The following is a 19,212-nucleotide window of genomic DNA, read 5'->3' on the forward strand; positions in this document are numbered from 1 at the left end:
CTTCTTCAGTACAACCCCGCGGTTTTATTTACCAGCGTTTGCATGCGCGCGTCCGCGGGATCAACGAACCGCATTTCCTGCCAGTCGTAGGCAAAGTGTTTGCCGCAATCCAGGCAAACGCAATAGGTGCCGGTAAGGGCGGCAACGCTGGAACGTTCCTGGTCAGGCCGACAGGTCATGATGGGACCGCGTCTCATGTGCCAGCAGCGTACAAACGGGGAGAGCAACATTCTGATCATGTTCACGGGGATACGCCTCTAGTTGTAAGGCAGAGCTCGGTTTCGTCGACTTGGCGTCCAGCAGAGACTTACTTACCAACGATAATGCGAGGGTTTTCTTACTAACTGATTAGAAGGAAGTTAAAAAGCTTAATCATGGCAGGTTATCGGGCTACGGGGCGGGCCGGGATGGTCCAATTTGACGGCCGGTAAATAACGACTAAGAAGTTCCATAAACAAGCCCCTAAGAAACCCCGTTGGAGGAACGCGAGACGATCACCGGTGGACGGGGACGGCGCATCAGGAGTGCCACTTCCACCACGGCATCGATAAAGAAGACCAGAAGGGCGATGGCCGGTCCCAATGCGGCGCCATAGTTGGCAACCTGTCCGGCGGTGAACGTGTGACTGCCGAGTTGCACCGCGCCGTTCAACATGGCGGCGAAGCCGGGATTCGGAACCACGAATTGTCCGGTCAGGAGAAGAAAATAAAACGTGACCACGCCGGTAACGTCAGAAGTCAGCCTGAGTCCCGCACGCAGCCGGGGAAATTGCGGGCGGTACAGGGCGACAAAAGCCGAAGCCGTGCCGAGAGCAACCGCCAGCAGCATGGGGATTTCAAAATGGATCCATGAAGGCGAGAGCCGCACCGCCAGCCCACGAACAAACGCCGGAGCGGGGGAGTGCAAAAAGATGGGCCATCCCACCAGGAACAAACATCCCAGCACAAGCTCAGCCACAGAATTGCCGCGGGGTGGAGCAGATTTTCTGAGAGCCGGCAGTTCCAGAGGATTGAACTTGCCCTGGAACGGGATTTTCCCGCCGGTGAAATACTCAACCAGGGCAAAGATGATGGTGATTTTCCCCACGGCCCCGATCGCACGGATCCAGAAGTCGCCCCAGCCCATTGCCAGTGATTCGAATACCGTGTGCCCGCTCAACATGAATACGACACTCAGCACTACGTGGAAGGCAGCCACCACCAGGAGCGCGAATTCCAGAGTGAGCCAGTAGATCGGAAACAGCTCTGAGCCAATCAGCTGCTGCATGGGCAGGCGGCGGTAGCGCGCGGCGGCCACAATGGGATGGCCGTGCTGCTTGATGATTGCAGCCTGCTCGGCTTCCGTGAGGGAACGGCCCAGTTCTTCGGCCCGGTCTTCCATCTGCGAAAGAATGTTGTCGCCCAGTTCTTTCACAATGTCATTGCGCCGGCGGTCCGGAAGGTATCCGCGCACGGCTTGCAGGTAACGCTCAAGGAGTTCCATGACTAAATGCCTCGCGAAAAATTGGCGCCGTTGCCGGTGGAGGTGCGGAATGCCGTCTTGAAACCGGCCAATTGCTCGCCCGTGTGTTGCGCCAGGGTCCGCGCCGCCACCCGGGCGTCGTGCATGCGCACCATTTGCATCCACAGGAAGACGAGAGACACCAGCAGGAACTGGATAAACGCAGGCGCCAGAAAGTCCCGTGGTTTGAGCGCATGACCAAGGGCCGGCGCCAGCGCCAAAACCGAAAAGTTGGAAACGCCTATGGTCAGGGCCAGAATTTTTCCGTATAGCGACCACATAAACTCATGCCTCCTGCAAAATTTTGTTCAAGGACGCGTTGATGGTTTGCCATTCCTCAAGCAGCTGTCCCAGGATTTCCGCGCCCAGCGGCGACAAACGGTAAAACCGCTTGTTGCGCTTGTTTTCTTCCCGCCACTCGCTCATCAACAGTCCCTGGCTTTCCAGCCGGCGCAGCAGCGGGTAGAGCGTGCCTTCATCAATCGCCAGCCCCAGATCGTCCAGGGCCTTGCGCAGCGTGTAGCCGTAATGCTCTTCCTGCAGCTGCGCCAGGACAGCCAGAATCAGGCAGCCGCGGCGGAGTTCCAACCGCAGGTTTTCGAAGAGTTCGGCAGGTACATTACTGTTCGACATATAGTGTACGACGCATACTGTATTGCACACAGTATAAGTTGTCAAGAGTTTTTGCGCAGGATTTTTGCGGGTTTATTTCAATGACTTACGAGGAATTAGCAGATTTTCTCGGTTTTGCGCATGCTGGTTTGCACATGCTGGTTTGCACATGAAAGAAAGCACCGAAGGCGGGTCGGATAAGGCGGCTACCGCCGGCTGGCGACCAGAGCACTCGACTCGTAAACTCGTTTCATGTAGACCAACGCTGTGCGCCTGCTGGAGACCCTGGGCGTCGCGTACGAACTGCGCGACTACGCGGTTGATCCTGAAGATCTTGCGGCGGAATCCGTGGCGGCCAAGATCGGCATGCCGGCGGAGCAGGTCTTCAAGACGCTGGTAGTGCGCGGCGACCGCCAAGGTGTGTGCTTCGCTGTGGTCCCGGCCAACACTGAACTCGATTTGAAGGCCTTGGCCGCCCTCTCGGGAAATCGCAAAATGGAGATGGTCACGGTGAAAGAGGTGCAGCCGCTCACCGGATACATCCGCGGAGGCGTCACCGTGCTGGGCGCCAAGAAGATGTTTCCCGTCTATGCCGATGAAACCATCCAACTGTGGGACGCCATCTCCGTATCCGCCGGGGTGCGCGGGACGCAGATCATCCTGAAGCCGGAGGATTACCTGCGGGTCACCAACGGCGCCATGGGCGACATCGCCAAAGTAAAGCCAAAGTAACCGAAGCGATGCTCCGCAAGCCCCACATCATTAGGTTCTTTAATCTCGATCTAATCAGCTTGTAAGGGAAATGCCCGAGAATACAGTTGCGGCCCATCCCCGAAAAAGCGGGTCCCGGCACGGCGCCGGGACTCGTCGCAAGGAGCTGTTTCCCCCATGATCGGCGAACCCAACGACCACGTGTGCATCACGCTCATGCATGAAATGCAGAGCTTTGTAAGGCAAGCCCTGGAGCGTCCTGAAGTGATGGCGGAAGTTCGCAACCTGGCGGGCCCCCAGAAAAGCTCCGCCAAAAATGCGACCACCGGCAACGAAAGCATCATCCGGGCGTTCGAGCTGCTGGCCCCGGGACTGCTGGTGGACTTTCTGGAAGCCAACCGCGAAATCCTGAACCGCTACGCCCTGCGCATATGGGCGGCCGAGCGCGCCGGTCTTCTGGAAGTACGGGCGAATTTGAGCTTCAAGGGCGAATTGAAAATGCCGAGCGAGCGGTAGGCGAGGGCTTTTCCGAGTGGATGAGTGCGGACCAGGCTCTGCTATTTCCGCGGAACCGTCCCCAATTCTTTGATCACGCATTCTCTGTCATTTGCGCGAGATCCGGAATCCCCATACAACATCTTCCTTGACCTGGGGACCGCTTCCGTTCAATAATTGAACATGTTCAAGTATTTGAATTCTAAGTTCACGCAGAACGCAACTCTGTTTGCTCTGCTGCTTGTGTGGATTGTTTCGTTCTTCCTGCCAGCGCTTGAGGATAACGGACCTTGGTTTGGGTATCGAGCTGCCTATGGTTCTATGGTCCTCTTTGTGGGTATGGTCCTGGCGCTTTTCCGAGGGGCCTTTGGGGACGTAGAGGCGGTCCCACTGTTCTACGGATTACTCTGGATTGCCAACGTCTTTATGCTGGCGTCACCCTGGATGCTGCGTCGCAGCCGCCGCGGTCAGGGACAGGTCTGCATCGCTCTGCTGACGGTTTGGGATGTCCTGATCCTTGCCACGCTTTGGGTACTGCCGGCTAAAGCAGCCAAGCCACTGGAACGTAGTCCGTTTCTGGTTGGTTACTTCGTTTGGCAGACCTCAGTGCTGGGTATGACCGCTTACCTGTGGCTGGTGCGCCAGCAAGCAAAAAGACTGGCTATGGCTCCCTTGCAAGACGGAAGTGTCAGCCGTGAGACGACTTGATTTTCACCGCTTCACCGGCGATGGCGGACCCGGCTTCCAGAGCCAGGAAGCGGACTTTTCCGTCGGCGACTGTGCGTCCAGCGCTGTCCGTCACGGTGGCGGTCCAGACCTGCGTTCTGCGTCCCCGCATCAGCGGCTTCGCCGTGGCGCGCAGTTTTCCTTCACGTACCGCATGAAGAAACGACGTGTGGTTCTCCAGACCGACGGTGGTCTGCTGGTGCCTCCGCGCCCACAGCGCTGCTCCGACCGACGCGACGGTCTCAATCACTCCTGAGTAGGCGCCACCATGGACAATGCCGTAGGCCTGGCGGTGGTGCGGGCCTATCTCCAGCTCGGCGACAACTTCGTCGGCGGTGGCACGGATGAAATGGATCCCCATGGCGGCGTTCCATCCGCTCTGACGGGCGTTGAGCGCGGCGGAGAAGTCGCCGTCTTCGTTCTGGGCGGTGAACAGGTCGTGCAACGCAGCAGGGTCGGTGTGGTCAGGCATGTGAGTGAAAGTAAACGGAGGCAGGGAAGAAGGCAAGTGCGGCCCACATTCGCGAAGAAAAGTGCCTATTTTCCACAGACTCAAGCTGATGTCCACAGCCTGCTTGTAGCCCGCCCCAATATAATGATCGCTTAGGCCCCCATGTCTGAATTCGTCCATCTCCACCTGCATACCGATTACTCGCTGCTCGACGGCGCTTGCGGCGTTGACGGTCTCATCAAGCGCGTGACTGAGCTTGGCCAGACCGCCGTCGCCATGACCGACCACGGCAACATCTACGGCACAGTGGAGTTCGTTACAGCGGCGGAGCAGGCGAAGATCAAGCCCATCGTGGGATGCGAGCTGTACATCTGCAAGAAAGACGACCATCGCGCCGCGCCGGAAGGCGACACTTACAACCACCTGCTCGTGCTGGCAGAAAACGAAGAAGGCTACCAGAACCTGATCAAGATCACCTCGGAAGCCAGCCTGCACGGCTTCTATTACAAGCCGCGGATCAGCAAGAATTTTCTGCGTGAGCACAGCAAGGGGTTGATCGGGCTGAGCGGTTGCCTGGCCGGCGAAGTCTGCGAGAACCTGCTGGCCGGCCAATATGACGCGGCCAAGAAGACGGCCCTGGAGTATCAGGACATCTTCGGCAAGGGCAACTACTTTATCGAGATCCAGGACCAAGGCCTGAAGGAAGAGCACAGGATCCATCCTGACTTGTATCGCATGGAAAAAGAGCTGGGCATCCCCATGGTGGCGACCAATGACAGCCACTATCTCTGCGAAGATGACGCCCACGCGCAAGACGTGCTGGTGTGCGTGCAGACCGGCAAGAGCATACACGACACCGCCCGCCTGAAGTTTGAGGGCGACCAGTTCTTTGTGAAGTCGGCGGGCGAGATGGCCCGGGTGTTCAATACCCGCGAAGACGTGCTCAAGCGCACGCTGGAGATCGCCGAGCGCTGCAACTTCAAGCTGAACAAGATCAAGAATCCGTTCCCCGAATTTACCGTGCCCGCCGGCTACACCCTGGACAGCTACTTTGACCACATCGCGCGGCAAGGTTTTGCCCGGCGCTGGGAGAACTTGTCGTCGCTGTCGGCTGCGGGGCGGCTCAAGAAGTCGCGCGCCGAATACGAAGAACGCCTGGCGCGGGAGATCGCCATCATCCAGCAGATGAAGTTCTCCGGATACTTCCTGATTGTTTGGGACTTCATACGCTACGCGCGCGAGCACTCCATCCCCGTGGGACCGGGGCGCGGATCCGCGGCCGGCGCGTTGGTGGCGTACGCGATGGGCATCACCGACATTGATCCTCTGCAGAACGAGCTGCTGTTTGAGCGCTTCCTGAACCCGGAGCGCGTGTCGCTGCCGGATATTGACATTGATTTCTGCATGAACCGCCGCGGAGAGGTCATCAACTACGTCACCGAGAAATACGGCCGCGACAACGTGGCCCAGATCATCACCTTCGGCACTATGGCGGCCAAAGCGGCCATCAAGGACGTGGGACGGGCCATGGACATTCCGTACACGGACGTGGACCGCATCGCCAAGATGGTGCCCAGCACGCTGAACATCACCATCAAGCAGGCCCTTGAAGATTCGCCGCCGCTGCAGCAGGCATATGACAATGAGTCGCAAATCAAAGAGCTGATTGATACCGCGCTGAAGCTGGAAGGCCTGGTGCGCAACTCCGGCGTGCACGCCGCCGGCGTGGTGATCTCGCCCAAGCCGTTGACCGAACTGGTTCCGCTGCACAAAACGAAAAACGACGAAATTGTGACCGCCTATGACATGAAGGCGGTCGAGAAGATGGGCCTGCTGAAGATGGACTTTCTGGGGCTCACCACATTGACCATCGTGGACGACGCGCTGAAGCTGATCGCCCAGCGCGGCCAGGCCGTGGACATGGAAAAGATTCCGCTGGACGACGCGGCTACGTATGAAAAAGTTTTTCATACGGGATTGACCTCCGGCATCTTTCAATTTGAATCCGGCGGCATGACGGACGTGCTGCGCCGCTACAAGCCCAACGCGGTGGAAGACCTGACGGCGTTGAACGCGCTCTACCGTCCGGGGCCGATCCAGGGCGGCATGATTGATGACTTCATCGAACGCAAGTGGGGTCGGCGCAAAGTTGAGTACGAACTCCCCGAACTGGAGCCGATCCTGAAAGAGACCCTGGGCGTGATCGTCTATCAGGAACAGGTCATGCAGATCGCCAACACGCTGGCCGGCTACTCGCTGGGTGAAGCCGACCTGCTGCGCCGGGCCATGGGCAAAAAAGACGCGGCCATCATGGTTGAGCAGCGGGCGCGGTTTGTGAACGGCGCGGTGGAACGCAAGTTCCCGCAGAGAAAGATCGAGAAGATTTTTGACCTGATGGCTGAATTTGCCGGCTACGGCTTCAACAAGTCGCACTCGGCGGCCTACGCGCTGCTGGCCTACCACACGGCTTATCTCAAGACGCACCACCCGGTGGAGTTCATGGCCGCGCTGCTGACGTCGCAAACCGGCAACACCGACAACGTGGTCAAGTACATCAACGAGTGCCGCGAGATGGGCATTCCCGTGGAGCCGCCTGACATCAACGTGAGCGACGCGTTCTTCACGCCGCATGAAAACGCCATCCGCTTCGGCCTGGCCGCGGTGAAGAACGTGGGACGCAACGCGATTGAGTCCATCGTGGCCGCGCGCAAAGAGCTGGGGCGTTTCTCGTCCATCTATGAGTTCTGCGAGAAGGTTGATCTTCGTCTCCTCAACCGGCGAGTGATTGAGTCGCTGATCAAGGCCGGCGCCATGGACGCGTTCGGCTATCGCGCGCAGGTCATGGCCGTCCTGGACAAAGCCATGGAGCGCGCGCAGAAAACTCAGCGTGACGCGGAGATGGGCCAGCACGGGCTGTTCGGCGTTTTTGCCCAAGACGCGCAGGCCAATGGCAACGCGGACACCCTGCCTAGCGTGCCGGAGTGGGAAGAGCACCAGCGTCTGGCCAACGAAAAAGAAGTTCTGGGCTTCTTTATCACCGGGCACCCGCTGGACAAATATCGCGACAAGCTGCTGGACTTCCACGCGCTCACCGCCGAAGCAATTTCTGAGATGACCAGCGGCACCGGCCGCGACGAAATCACCACTGCCGGGGTGATCAGCTCAGTGCGGGTGATGAAGTCGCGCAAGGGCGACCTCTACGCCAACGCCATGATGGAAGACATGACCGGCGCGGTGGAAGCCATTGTCTTCCCGGAAGCGTATAAGCGGTTGCAGAACATCCTGAAGCAGGAAATTCCCATGCTGGTGCGGGCCAGCGTGCGGGTGGAAGAAGGCGCCAATCCCAAGATCGCCATCAGCCAGTTGACGCCTTTGGAAGAAGCCAAGCCGGTGCTGCCCCGGTCCATCCGCATTCACGTTGCCCTGGACGCGGCCACCCCGGCCACGGTGGACGCGCTCCATTCCATCTGCCGCGAGCGCCGTGGCGACGCCCGGGTGTTGTTTGACTTGGAACGTGGCGGCGACTTCATGGCTGTGATGGAGGCTGACGGCTATAATGTTTGTCCAGACCGGTCTTTCATCGCCCGCGTGGAAGAGTTGTGCGGGCGCGGAGCGGTCAGGATTGTGGATTAGCACGGAGCCATTTTGGACCCAGCCGTAAAAGCGCAGCGCCAGCTAGAGACCATTGAAGAGCAGATTGCCGAGCTTGAAGCCAAAGCCGGCGCTGATCAAGCGGCGCGCCAGCAGCTTAAACATCTCCAGCAGCAGATAGACCTTCTGCGCGAGCAGATCCGCCACCACGTAAACGCCTGGCGCAAGACGGAACTGGCGCGACACAACCAGCGCCCGTTCACCATGGACTACGTGGACCGCATTTTCAGCGACTGGGCTGAGGTCCACGGCGACCGCGTTTTCGGCGACGATCCGGCCATCGTTTGCGGCATGGCCCGCTACCACGGCGAAGAGGTCATGATCATCGGCCACCAGAAAGGCCGTGACACCAAGGCGCGCGTGTATCGCAACTTTGGCCAGGCCAATCCGGAAGGCTATCGCAAAGCGCTGCGCTGCATGAAGACGGCGGAAAAATTCGGCCGGCCGGTGTTTACCTTTGTGGACACGCAAGGCGCCTATCCGGGGCTGGGCGCGGAAGAGCGCGGCCAGGCGGAAGCCATTGCCCGCAACCTGAGGGAGATGGCGCGGCTTCGCGTGCCCATCATCACTACCATCATCGGCGAAGGCGGCAGCGGCGGCGCGCTGGCCATTGCCGTGGCTGATCGGGTGTTCATGCAGGAAAACTCGGTGTATTCGGTAATCTCGCCCGAGGGTTGTGCCTCCATCATGTGGCGCGACGCAGCCAAGAAAGAGGTTGCCGCGCAGGCGCTGCGCATCACCGCGCCGGACCTGCTGGAAATGAAAATCATTGACGACATTATTCCTGAGCCCCCTGGCGGTGCCCATCAGGACTACGATGGCGCGGCCGCCATGGTGGATGAAGTTCTGCAGCGGCATTTCAACGACCTGAGAAAGCTGCCGGTGCAGCAACTGGTGGACAGCCGCTATGACAAATTCCGCAAGATGGCCCAGTTCTTCACGGAATAACACGCCCTTGCCCGCAAACACCCAAAACATGGACACTGCCTCATCGGCCGCCAGCCTCATGGACAACGCCGCGGAGGTCATTGCCCAGCATATCGTTGTCCATGCGCCGTGCCGGGTGGACTTGGCCGGTGGAACCATGGACATATGGCCGTTGTACCTTTTTCATCCCGGAGCGGTGACAGTGAATTTTGCCGTGAGTGTGCTCACGCGATGCCGCATCCGCCGGCTGCCGGGGAAGCAGATCAAGATGGTGTCGCTGGACACCGGACGCCGCGAAGAGTTTGCCGGCCTGGACCAGGTCTACGCGTCGAAAAAGTTCAAGCATCCGCTGGCTGGCTATCTCACCCGGTTCTTTGCGCCGGAAGGAGGCTTTGAGCTGGAAACCAACTCAGAGTCGCCGGCGGGCGCGGGGATCTCCGGCTCGTCGGCGCTGATGATTGCCACCACGGCGGCGCTGGCGCGGCTGACCGGCAGGGAACTGGGCAAGGAAGAGATTCGGGTGATCGCGCAGAACGTTGAAGCGCAACTGATCAGGGTCCCCACCGGATGCCAGGACTATTATCCAGCGCTGTACGGCGGGGTGAGCGCCATCCATCTGCGGCCGGACGGCATTCGTCATGAAGCCGTGGCCGTGGACGCCGAAGAGCTCGACCGACGCTTTGTACTGGCTTATACCGGCGCGCCGCGCAAGTCAGGGATCAATAACTGGGAAGTCTTTAAGTCGCATATCAATGGCGACAGGAAGATTTTCAGCAACTTTGAACGCATTGGCGAAATCGCCCGGGCCATGCATGCGGCGGTGGCGGCAGCCGATTGGACCGCCGTCGCCCGCCTGCTGCGGGAAGAGTGGAAGCTGCGCAAGACCAACTCGCCCAGAATCACCACTCCGCTTATCGAAAAGCTGATCCAGGCAGCGACCAAGCAGGGTGCGTGGTCTTTCTCACCGAACCCGGCGCGAAGCAGCGGGTCGCCGATGCTATCCGCCAGCAGGGTGGAGAAGTTTTGCCGGCCACGGTGGCGCGACAGGGACTGACCGTAGATTGATTGACCCATAAGTGGTTTAGCCGTCGCGGCGGGTAACCCTGGGGGGCTGGAACACGTCTACTACGGTACAGCCCGCGATTGCCCTATCGGGTCATAATGTCAGTTGAAATGCGTCTAATTTGGATGGACAATAGGTTAAATACAGCTGGAAGGGTATCCTCCATGCTCCGCCGAGCCGTTTTCTTACTTGCCGTGGGTTTAGTAGTCCGCAGTATGGCTGCCGGGCAGGAACCTCAATCCGCCCCGCCTAAGGCACCCGCGCCCGACCCGAACGTGCTCATTCTGAAACCGCCGGAGCCTCCGCCCAACCAGCCGCAGTTCAAGGCCCAACTCACCGCGATGGAGTTGCGCGGACGCAAGGCCCTTTCATCAGGCACCAAGCTGCAGCTTATTCAGTTGATGGAAGCCGAGTTCGTCCACGTGCGCAAGTATTTTCCCCTTGGCGACAAGAGCATTGTGATCACCTCGGACGGCGAGGTGAAGCCCACCGATGCCAACCTCTTCCAGCGGATGCAGAGCGTGGGCGCGGCCGCCAAGCTGGGCGACAAAGTCCAGATCACCAACATCTTCTTCCGCGAGAAGACGGTCTACGTGGAGATCAATGGCGGTCCCAAGAAGAAATCCAAGTGGTATGACCATATCAGCCTGGGTATGGGCGGTCCGGGCGGGATGACGCCCACCACCGATCCCAATCAGGCCCAGCCCACGGGCGCCGCGTTCACCCTGGAATTCAAGAACTTTGTTCCCGAAATGACCGCTGAAGAACTGAAAGCGCTGCTCAGCCCGGTGATGGATTTTTCCATCAAGACCGCTGCCCAGGTCTATGTAGAGAGCCTGCCTCCGAAAGTCCAGGAGGCCGTCAAAGCCCACCAGGTTCTAGTCGGGATGAACAGGGAAATGGTGGTGATGGCCAAGGACCGCGCGCCGCAGAAGATCCGCGAGAAGGACGATAAAGGTAAAGATTACGAAGAATGGATTTACGGTATGCCGCCGCAGGATGTAATCTTCGTCCGCTTTGTCGGCGATGAAGTGGTCCAGGTCAAGACGGCCAAGATGGGCGGAGAAATCCTGGTCAAGACAGAAAAAGAAGTAGATGTCAAAGACGGCGTGACCACGCTGGCGGCGCTGAAGGCCAGCGACTCTCCGCAAGACAAAGCGAAAGAAGGTCCAGAGCCCAAGCAACTCTCCCACCGGCCCACTCTCAAGCGTGAGGGCGAAGGCGCCGATCCCGCAGTCCGGCAGGCCCCGCCCAGTAGCGCGCAGAGCACCCAGCCGTCGCATCCGGACGAACCGGAGTGGGGCACCACCAAACCCGTCCCGCCACAGCCTCCGGCGGACCCCAAGAAGCAACCGCAGTAGGTAGGGCTGACGCGGAGCCGCCGCGCGGTTTACACTGGATATGTGAAGATTGCTCTCGGGCAGATCAACCCCACCATCGGCGATTTCAGCGGCAATTCAAAAAAGATCGTGGAATTTGCGCGTCAGGCGTACGCCCGCGGAGCGTCCCTGGCGCTGTTCCCAGAACTTGCCGTCTGCGGCTATCCTCCGCGCGACCTCCTGGAGAAACCGGCCTTTGTGGCGCGCAGCCAGCAAACCCTCTGTGAGATCGCCAAAGCCGTCCCGGAGATCACCGTGGTGTGCGGCTTTGTCTCCCCCGCCAAGGTGGAAACCGGAAGACGGGTGATGAACTCTGCGGCGCTGCTTAGCGGCGGGCAAGTGCAGTTTGTGCAGTCGAAGCGGCTCCTGCCCACGTACGACGTTTTTGACGAAACGCGCTACTTTGATGCCGCGACAGCGCAAACCGTCTATCCCTTTGACGGCAAGCAACTGGCGCTCACCATTTGCGAAGACGCCTGGAATGACAAACACTTCTGGCATCGCCGGCTGTACAGCGTTGATCCTGTGGATGAACTGCTGAAAGCCGGGGCCAATATAGTCCTGAACATTTCGGCGTCGCCATTCCACATGGGCAAGCGCGAGTTGCGCCGCAAGATGCTGGAAACTATTGCCCGCAATGACAAAGTCCCGGTGGTGTTCGTGAACCAGGTGGGCGGCAATGACAGCCTGGTGTTTGACGGCTCCAGCCACGTGATTGCCCCGGACGGCCGTATTGTGGCCCAGGCCAAATCGTTTGAAGAAGACCTGATCGTCTTTGATACGGAAACCATGCAGGGCGACATGCACCCGCAGATTGAGGGCGACGAAGCCAGCGCGTACGCCGCCTTGGTGCTGGGCACGCGGGACTACGTGCGCAAATGCGGGTTCCGTAAGGTAGTCGTTGGGCTGAGCGGAGGCATTGACTCCGCGCTTACCGCGGCCATTGCCGTGGACGCCGTGGGCGCCGAAAACGTCTCCGGTATCGGCATGCCCAGCCAGTATTCGTCCGAGGGCAGCGTGCGCGACGCGCGCGAACTGGCTGCCAATTTGAAGATCCGCTTTGAGCTGGTGCCCATCGGCGGCGTGTTTGATGCGTATCGCAAAGCCCTGGCGCCGGTTTTTGCCGGCATGCCGGAGGACGTGGCCGAAGAAAACATTCAGGCGCGCATCCGCGGCAATATTGTCATGGCTTTTTCCAACAAGTTTGGCGCGCTGGTGCTTACCACCGGCAACAAGAGCGAACTGGGAGTGGGCTACTGCACGCTGTACGGGGACATGGTCGGCGGCCTGGCTGTAATTTCTGACGTGCCCAAGACCATGGTCTATCGCCTCAGCCATTATGTGAACTCGCTCCGGCCGGTGATCCCGCAATCCACTCTGGACAAGCCGCCGTCGGCGGAGCTGCGTCCCGGCCAGCTGGACAGCGATTCGCTGCCGCCGTATGAAATCCTGGACAACATTCTTGAGGACTACATTGAGGACTACCGCACCGCTGAACAGATCGCGCAGGAGCGCGGATACGACCTCAAGCTGGTGCGCGACGTGGTGCGGATGATCGAGCGCAGCGAATACAAACGCCAGCAGGCCGCTCCCGGCATCAAGATCACTCCTAAGGCTTTTGGATTTGGACGCAGGTTCCCCATCGCACAGAAATCGGAGATCTGACAGATGAGACATCCACTGTGGTGCGCTGTCGTTTTCATTATCATGGCGTTGCCGTTGCTGGCCGCCGGCCAGCAAGCGAGTGCGCCCAAGCAGCCGGCCTCGTCGGCGAAGAAGACCAGTCACGCCACTTCGGCGAAAAGACAAGCGGCAAGATCGGCCAAGAGCGCCGAACCCAAATTGCTGACGAAGGCGGAAGTGGACGCAGTCTTCCAGCGCATGTACGGGTACGATCCTTCCATCCAGTGGAAGGTAGCGTTGATCCGGAAATCCGCCGTCCCCGGAATGACGGAAGTGTTCTTGAAGTTGAAAGACGACTTCCAGCACCTCTACATCACCGCGGACGGCCGCTACGCGATCAATGGCGACATGATGCCCTTTGGTCCCGACCCCTTTGCCGAATTCAGACGCAAACTGCAGGCCGCCAACGGCATTGCGCGCGGACCGGCCAATCCCGCCGTAGTGATGGTGGAGTTCGGCGATCTGCAGTGTCCGAATTGCAAAGACGCCCAGCCGGCCATGGAGAAGCTTGCGGCTGATTTTCCGCAAATGAAGATCATCTTCCAGCAATATCCTCTTCCGGCCCATCTCTGGGCGATGAAAGCGGCGTTGTTTGTTGACTGCGCCGGGCGCGCGGACGCGAGCGCTGCGTGGAAATACATTGCCGCCATCTATGAAAACCAGGGCGGCATCGCGCTGGCCACGGCTGACGAGAAACTCAAAGAGCTGGCCACCGCGTCCGGGCTGGATGCGGCCAAGATTTCCTCCTGCGCGGCGTCGCCCGCCACGGAAGCTCGGGTGAAGGAGTCCATCGCTCTGGGCGATTCCATAGGACTGCCGGGAACGCCCTCCATCTATGTGAATGGGCGCCTGCTCGATGGCGTTGTGGGCATTCCTTATGAGCAGGTGAAAGCAGTCGTTCAGTATGAGATTGACCATGCGGGGAAGTGAACCTCCACAGAAACGGAAACGGGGAATGAAGACCAAACTTAGTTCAGTCGCACTACTTCTTGTGATGGCCATAGCAGTCCTGGGTCAATCGGTCATGCTGGCGCAAGCGCCGGCAGCAAAACCTGCTGGCGCCCAAACGTCCGGCGCCCAAGCGGCCAGCGCCAAGCCAGCGGCCGAGAAACCTGCAGCTAAGCCCGCCGCGCACCCAGCCCAGTCCTCGGCGCCGCCTCCCGTGCTGTTGCCGCGCAAAGAGCAAATAGATGCGGCGATGCAGCGCACGCTGGGCTACGATCCCAACCTCACATGGACCATCGTGGATATTCGTCCTTCCACGCTTCCTGGGCTGGTGGACGTGTTGCTTTCCATCAACAAGCAGGCGATCCAGCATATTTACCTTGCTCCGGGCAGCCAGGAGGCGATTATCGGCGAGCGCATTCCGTTCGGCACGGACCCTTTTGCGACGACGCGGGCAAAGCTGAAAGCCTCTGACGGTCCCACCATGGGAGCGAAAACGCCGGTGATGGAGATTGTGGAGTTCAGTGACCTGGAATGCCCGCACTGCAAAACTGCCGCGCCGATTGTGGAGAAGCTGGCCGCGGATTTCCCGCAGGTCCGCGTCACTTTCCAGCAGTTTCCGCTGCCCGCGTCGCTGCATCCCTGGGCGATGAAGGCCGCTTTGTATGCCGACTGCGCCGGCAATGCCAACCCGGCTGCCTTTTGGAAATACATTGACGCCATCTTTGAAAACCAAGGCGGAATCGCGCTGGCCACCGCCGACGAAAAACTCAAGGAGCTGGCCACCGCCGCCGGCCTGGACGCCGGCAAACTGGCGACGTGCGCCGAATCCAAGGAAGCCCAAGCGCGGGTGCAGAAGTCGCTGGACTTGGGAACGTCGCTGGAGGTGACGTCCACGCCCACGGTGTTTATCAACGGACGCAGAGTGCAGGCCATCGGCAATATTCCTTACGACCAGCTGAAACTGCTGATGCAGTTTGAGATTGACCATGCAGGGAAGTAGGGCGGCTGGCGGAGTCTCGATAGCTTGAGTAGCTTTGGGGCGCACGCTAGACTAAAGGCTGACAATTGCAAGCCAGACTGGAGACCCGATTCCATGAGGCTATCTATCCGCCATCTTAGTTGCGTATTAGTTCTAAGTTCTACCTTGGCTTTCGCTGTGCAGACCGGCACTCCTGGTTTCCAGCCCAACGCCTTTCCCCTGGACTGTGGCACCACCATGGTCGGCGGGCTAGTGAGAAGCCGGACGCTGACCATCACCAATCCCGGCACGGCCACGCTCAACATTACCAGCGCCACGCTTTCGGGTTCCGAGTTCTTCTTCAGTCCGGTATCCATTCCTCTGCCCACAACGGTACCGCCAGGCGGTACCACGCAGCCGTTCATCATCCTCTTCAACCCGGCGGGTCCGGGCGCGCGCTCCGGGCAGATGGTGGTGCAGGACGATGCTCCGGGAAGCCCGCACACCATCGGGCTGGTTGGATTCGGGGTGACGGTTGCTCCCGGCGACTTTGCCATCCTGGCGCCGAACAACATTCCGATATCGCAAAGCCTTCCCGCCGGAGGCACCGCCAAGTTTGATCTGGTGGCTACCGGAGGCCCCAACAACATCACGCTGGCGTGCAGCGGCGCGCCCAAAGGCGCGGTCTGCACGGTACAAGCTGGGGTAGGTCTGGCGGTTGCTTCCGTCAATGGCAGTGACTCCACAGAGCCGGTCCCTGTCACCGTTACCACCACGGGATTCACCGCAGGGCTGCGTGACCCGCACCCCGGCCTCTGGTGGACGCTCACGGCAGCCGTCGGCCTGGTCCTGATGGCAGGCCGTAAGCACGGAATCCGCATGGCCATGCTGACGTTCTGTACAGCCGCGATGCTGGCTGGAATCGCCACCTGCGGCAGCGGGAGCGGCAGTTCCGGAACAACACCCGCGGGAACCTACACACTTGTCCTGACGGCCACGGGCAACGGCGGAATCGTCCACCAGGTGCCGATGACGCTGAACGTGCGTCCACCGGGGACACCGTAAACCTGTTGATTCACCGCCTAACGCTGATTAACGCTGATCACGCTGATCGGAAAGCACGAACGATTCCCCGATCACGCGCGATGTCGCGCGATGTCGCGCGATTCCGGCGATCTCTTCTTAGTGGCTCAGCGTCCAGATGGCGTTGCGGCCTTTGTCGTGGAAAGGTTTGCGGATCACGTGCGGCGTGACCACGATCAGGATCTCGGTGTGGGTGCGTTCCCATTGGTTGGTGTTGAGCACGGTGCGCACGAGCGGCAACTGGCTGATGCCGGGATAGCCCTGGGTGGAGCGGGTCTCCTGGTCGGTCAGCAGGCCGGCGACCACGGACGGCTCGCCGTCGCGTGCGGTGATATTGCCTTTGTATGAGCGGGTGGTGAGTTCCGGAACGTTGTTCAGGCTCACCGTCCCCAGGCCCTGGATTTCAAAATCAATGTCCAGGCGAACGTTGCCGTCGGAGTGGTAGTGCGGCGTGGTCTTCAGCGTGAGCCCCAGGTCCGTGTACGTGAATGACGGCGTGGACGCCACCTGCACCTGGCCCTTTTGGCTGACGGCGATGGCATTGAACGAGCTGGTCAGGATAGGAAACTTGGTGCCGATACGGAAGGTTACAGCTTCGCCGTCCATGGCGCGCAGGGTGACGTGTTCCAGGTTGGTGGCGGTGGAATTGTTGTACACCGCCTTGGCGCTGACGCCGGGAAAGCTGAGGCCCGTGAGTCCAAACAGCCCCTTGCCGAAGAACACAAAGGGCGCCAGCAGCGGCGAGCCCTGCAGGTTGGCGAGCGAGCTGGGAGAGATCTTGCTGGGATCAATGGTCCCCGTGCTGGTGAGCTGGTCAATCACCGGCTGGGCGTCCGATCCTAGCACGCGCCGGATCTCAGAAGGAATGTTGAACACCTGGAAGCTGGTGGGCAGATTCATGCCGAACTGGCGCAGCTTGTCGGTATCGAACTCATATTCGGTCACGTCCAGCATGATTTCCGGTTTGGCGTCCATCAGGTTGTCGAGCAGGCTGGCGGCGGCTTCCACGTCTTCCCGCGGGCCGCGCAGGGTGATGGTGTCTTTGCTGGGCTGGAGGGACACGAATTTGATCTCAAAAACCGTGCGCAGCATGTTGACCAGGTCGGTGAGTTCGGTGGCGGAGACTCCGCCGCCCACGTAGAACGTGCGTACCACCAGGCGTTCGTAGTTCTTGCGCATGTCCAGGCTGTCAGTGGCCACCATCACTTCACGCGCGGCTACCGGCGCCCAGAAAGTTTTGGTCATGCGCCCGGTAATGGTCATGGCGGTGTAGAAATCAACGTTGTCCAGGTCCACGCGCAGGACGCGGGCGCTCATCTCGGGATCGAATGTCACGAAGACATCAAACGCCTTGCCGATTTGCGTGTAGACGGCGCGCGTGTCGCCCTGAATGTGGATGCTTCGTTTGGCCGGGTTCGGCAGGAGATTGATGTTTTCCACCGAAGCCAGCAGTTGCAGCACGTGGTCTTTCTCCGGGTTGACTGGCGGCATCACGTCACGCAAGCGCTGCTTCAGGTATTGGTTGTCCGGGTCCATGGAAATGGCCTGGCTGAAGACCGAGATGGCGGCTTCGGTATCGCCGGCTTCGGCCAGGCGGTTGCCGCGCTCCAGGTACTGGCCAACAATCTGCTGGCGCAACATCTCACGCATAGTCAGGTATTCGCCGTTGCTGGGGACCAACTCCGACGCGCGCGACGCAGCCAGCAACGCCTTGTCCAGATCGCCGGCCTTTTGCAACTCCTGGGCGCGCTTAAACTCCTGCTCGGCGGCCTTGCGGTCTTTCTTGGATCCGCCTGAGTTGTCCTTGGCCGCAGCCTGGCAGACCAGGCCGGCAAGGCACAGCAATAGCATCAGGATGGATGTCCGTAACCGCATAAGGGAAGTTTCATTCTACCTTCATATGGAACGATCTCTTGCGGGAATGTTGCAGGCGATTACTGAAGTTTGAGATTAGCAAGTTTAAGAAACAGAAGTGCTTTCCGACGAGTCAGACGATTGTCCGCCCCGCCTGTGAGCAGCGCGAAGGCTGTAAGTGGCTGTGAATGAAACGGTTATCGGCGACTTCTGAGACGGTGCGGAGCGCAGAAAAAAGTCAGAGCGGTAAGGCTCTGGCTCGCACTCGGACTTAGAGAGTAAAGAGAGAGGATGTCAGCGGACGATCTTCTTGTCCATCTTGTCCAGGGCGACCGGCTTTTCGCTGCGAACGGGACGCCGGCCCATGTCGCGAAACTGCCTTACGTCGAGCTTGAGTTCGGCAATAGTGCGGCTCAGCGTGTTGCGATGCATGCCCAGTTCGCGCGCGGCCTTGCACTGATTGCCTTTGTTCTGCTGGAGCACATTCATGATGAAGCGCTTTTTGAATTCGCGTACGGCTTCAGAGTACAGAATACCGCTGGTATACATCTGTGCCACGAGTGCTTCAAGCTGGTCCTTCACATGCGCCTCGCTTTCCTCTTGCTGGAATGTGTCACTCACTTGTTTTCTTTGTTGTCCCCGGTCCTGGATTACCACGCAGCTTGCTCCAGCCGTCATGAAATTTCTGGCGAATCTCCGCGGGCGCCAGCCAGCTTGCGCCGCCTCCGGCCACCAGAAAATAATTTGCCAAATGCGATCCGGCCAGCTCCTTGGAATCCGGAGCAAAAGCCGTAATCGCCAGCAGTCCAGCGGTCACAATCACTAATCCGCGCAGAAATCCGAACGCTGCTCCCAATGCGCGGTCCACCCAGCGGAGCCCAACTTCCCGGACCATCCAGCGGACGATCCTGGCGATGGCCCCGCCCAGCAGCACCACCGCAACAAAGATGGTGAGAAATCCTGCCAGGTCCGCGAATGCCTGCGACTTCACATACGGCAGGAACCACGGAGCAATACGCCCGTACCCCCACGCCGCTGCCAGGTAACCTGCAATGGCCCCTGCCAGCGAAATCACTTCAAAGAAAAATCCCTGCGCTGCGGCCAGCAACGCCGATCCCAGCGTGATCAGCACAATCAGCCAGTCCAGCCCGTTCATGCCGGCCTGATCATT

18 protein-coding genes and 1 pseudogene are annotated in these 19,212 nt (G+C 59.7%); 11 read left to right on the plus strand and 8 right to left on the minus strand.

Annotation, left to right across the window (positions count from 1 at the left end; genetic code table 11):
• Positions 1–5: 5 nt before the first annotated feature.
• From LAO20_19975 to LAO20_19990, 4 genes are all read right to left on the minus strand, one after another.
• The gene (locus LAO20_19975) at positions 6–179 is read right to left on the minus strand and encodes a hypothetical protein (protein ID MBZ5533715.1); all 174 of its coding nucleotides are present in this window, start codon (positions 177–179) and stop codon (positions 6–8) included.
• A gap of 283 nt (positions 180–462) precedes the next feature.
• Positions 463–1,482 (minus strand): hypothetical protein, encoded by a 1,020-nt coding sequence (locus LAO20_19980; GenBank protein MBZ5533716.1) that lies wholly within the window; start codon positions 1,480–1,482, stop codon positions 463–465.
• Between the two features lie 2 nt (positions 1,483–1,484).
• On the minus strand, positions 1,485–1,781 hold the full coding sequence (locus LAO20_19985) for a hypothetical protein (GenBank protein ID MBZ5533717.1): 297 nt from the start codon (positions 1,779–1,781) through the stop codon (positions 1,485–1,487).
• Between the two features lie 4 nt (positions 1,782–1,785).
• Positions 1,786–2,133, minus strand: a complete 348-nt coding sequence (locus LAO20_19990; protein MBZ5533718.1) for a PadR family transcriptional regulator — start codon at positions 2,131–2,133, stop codon at positions 1,786–1,788.
• A 231-nt stretch (positions 2,134–2,364) separates the two neighbouring features.
• Between LAO20_19990 and ybaK the strand changes: the two are divergent.
• The 3 genes and pseudogenes from ybaK (at position 2,365) to LAO20_20005 (ending at position 4,026) form a co-directional block, all read left to right on the plus strand.
• Positions 2,365–2,844: pseudogene (ybaK, locus tag LAO20_19995) on the plus strand (Cys-tRNA(Pro) deacylase).
• Between the two features lie 156 nt (positions 2,845–3,000).
• On the plus strand, positions 3,001–3,339 hold the full coding sequence (locus LAO20_20000) for a hypothetical protein (protein ID MBZ5533719.1): 339 nt from the start codon (positions 3,001–3,003) through the stop codon (positions 3,337–3,339).
• Between the two features lie 162 nt (positions 3,340–3,501).
• Positions 3,502–4,026, plus strand: a complete 525-nt coding sequence (locus tag LAO20_20005; protein MBZ5533720.1) for a hypothetical protein — start codon at positions 3,502–3,504, stop codon at positions 4,024–4,026.
• On the opposite strand, the gene LAO20_20010 is transcribed toward LAO20_20005, so the two are convergent.
• The gene (locus tag LAO20_20010; GenBank protein MBZ5533721.1) at positions 4,007–4,516 is read right to left on the minus strand and encodes a PaaI family thioesterase; all 510 of its coding nucleotides are present in this window, start codon (positions 4,514–4,516) and stop codon (positions 4,007–4,009) included. The genes LAO20_20005 and LAO20_20010 overlap by 20 nt on opposite strands.
• A 141-nt stretch (positions 4,517–4,657) precedes the next feature.
• Here LAO20_20010 and dnaE point away from each other — a divergent pair, with 141 nt between their 5' ends.
• From dnaE to LAO20_20050, 8 genes are all read left to right on the plus strand, one after another.
• On the plus strand, positions 4,658–8,128 hold the full coding sequence (gene dnaE / locus LAO20_20015; protein ID MBZ5533722.1) for a DNA polymerase III subunit alpha: 3,471 nt from the start codon (positions 4,658–4,660) through the stop codon (positions 8,126–8,128).
• Between the two features lie 12 nt (positions 8,129–8,140).
• Positions 8,141–9,094 (plus strand): acetyl-CoA carboxylase carboxyltransferase subunit alpha, encoded by a 954-nt coding sequence (locus LAO20_20020; protein ID MBZ5533723.1) that lies wholly within the window; start codon positions 8,141–8,143, stop codon positions 9,092–9,094.
• A gap of 28 nt (positions 9,095–9,122) precedes the next feature.
• The gene (locus LAO20_20025) at positions 9,123–10,127 is read left to right on the plus strand and encodes a GHMP kinase (protein MBZ5533724.1); all 1,005 of its coding nucleotides are present in this window, start codon (positions 9,123–9,125) and stop codon (positions 10,125–10,127) included.
• A 173-nt stretch (positions 10,128–10,300) separates the two neighbouring features.
• Positions 10,301–11,497 (plus strand): hypothetical protein, encoded by a 1,197-nt coding sequence (locus LAO20_20030; GenBank protein MBZ5533725.1) that lies wholly within the window; start codon positions 10,301–10,303, stop codon positions 11,495–11,497.
• A 42-nt stretch (positions 11,498–11,539) separates the two neighbouring features.
• On the plus strand, positions 11,540–13,180 hold the full coding sequence (locus LAO20_20035) for an NAD+ synthase (protein MBZ5533726.1): 1,641 nt from the start codon (positions 11,540–11,542) through the stop codon (positions 13,178–13,180).
• 3 nt (positions 13,181–13,183) lie between these two features.
• Positions 13,184–14,128 (plus strand): thioredoxin domain-containing protein, encoded by a 945-nt coding sequence (locus LAO20_20040; protein ID MBZ5533727.1) that lies wholly within the window; start codon positions 13,184–13,186, stop codon positions 14,126–14,128.
• Between the two features lie 25 nt (positions 14,129–14,153).
• Positions 14,154–15,146 carry a DsbA family protein gene (locus LAO20_20045; protein ID MBZ5533728.1) on the plus strand — a complete coding sequence of 331 codons (993 nt, stop codon included), beginning with the start codon at positions 14,154–14,156 and terminating at the stop codon, positions 15,144–15,146.
• Positions 15,147–15,239: 93 nt separating this feature from the next.
• A complete protein-coding gene (locus LAO20_20050) occupies positions 15,240–16,169 on the plus strand; it encodes a choice-of-anchor D domain-containing protein (protein ID MBZ5533729.1) in 930 nt (309 codons plus the stop codon).
• 117 nt (positions 16,170–16,286) lie between these two features.
• Here the strand turns inward: LAO20_20050 and LAO20_20055 are convergent, their stop codons facing one another.
• The 3 genes from LAO20_20055 to LAO20_20065 form a co-directional block, all read right to left on the minus strand.
• Positions 16,287–18,062 carry a hypothetical protein gene (locus LAO20_20055; GenBank protein MBZ5533730.1) on the minus strand — a complete coding sequence of 592 codons (1,776 nt, stop codon included), beginning with the start codon at positions 18,060–18,062 and terminating at the stop codon, positions 16,287–16,289.
• A gap of 273 nt (positions 18,063–18,335) precedes the next feature.
• On the minus strand, positions 18,336–18,623 hold the full coding sequence (locus LAO20_20060) for a histidine kinase (protein MBZ5533731.1): 288 nt from the start codon (positions 18,621–18,623) through the stop codon (positions 18,336–18,338).
• 31 nt (positions 18,624–18,654) lie between these two features.
• The gene (locus tag LAO20_20065; protein ID MBZ5533732.1) at positions 18,655–19,197 is read right to left on the minus strand and encodes a CvpA family protein; all 543 of its coding nucleotides are present in this window, start codon (positions 19,195–19,197) and stop codon (positions 18,655–18,657) included.
• Positions 19,198–19,212: the final 15 nt, after the last annotated feature.

The organism is Terriglobia bacterium (assembly GCA_020072815.1).
Classification (GTDB): domain Bacteria; phylum Acidobacteriota; class Terriglobia; order Terriglobales; family Acidobacteriaceae; genus Angelobacter.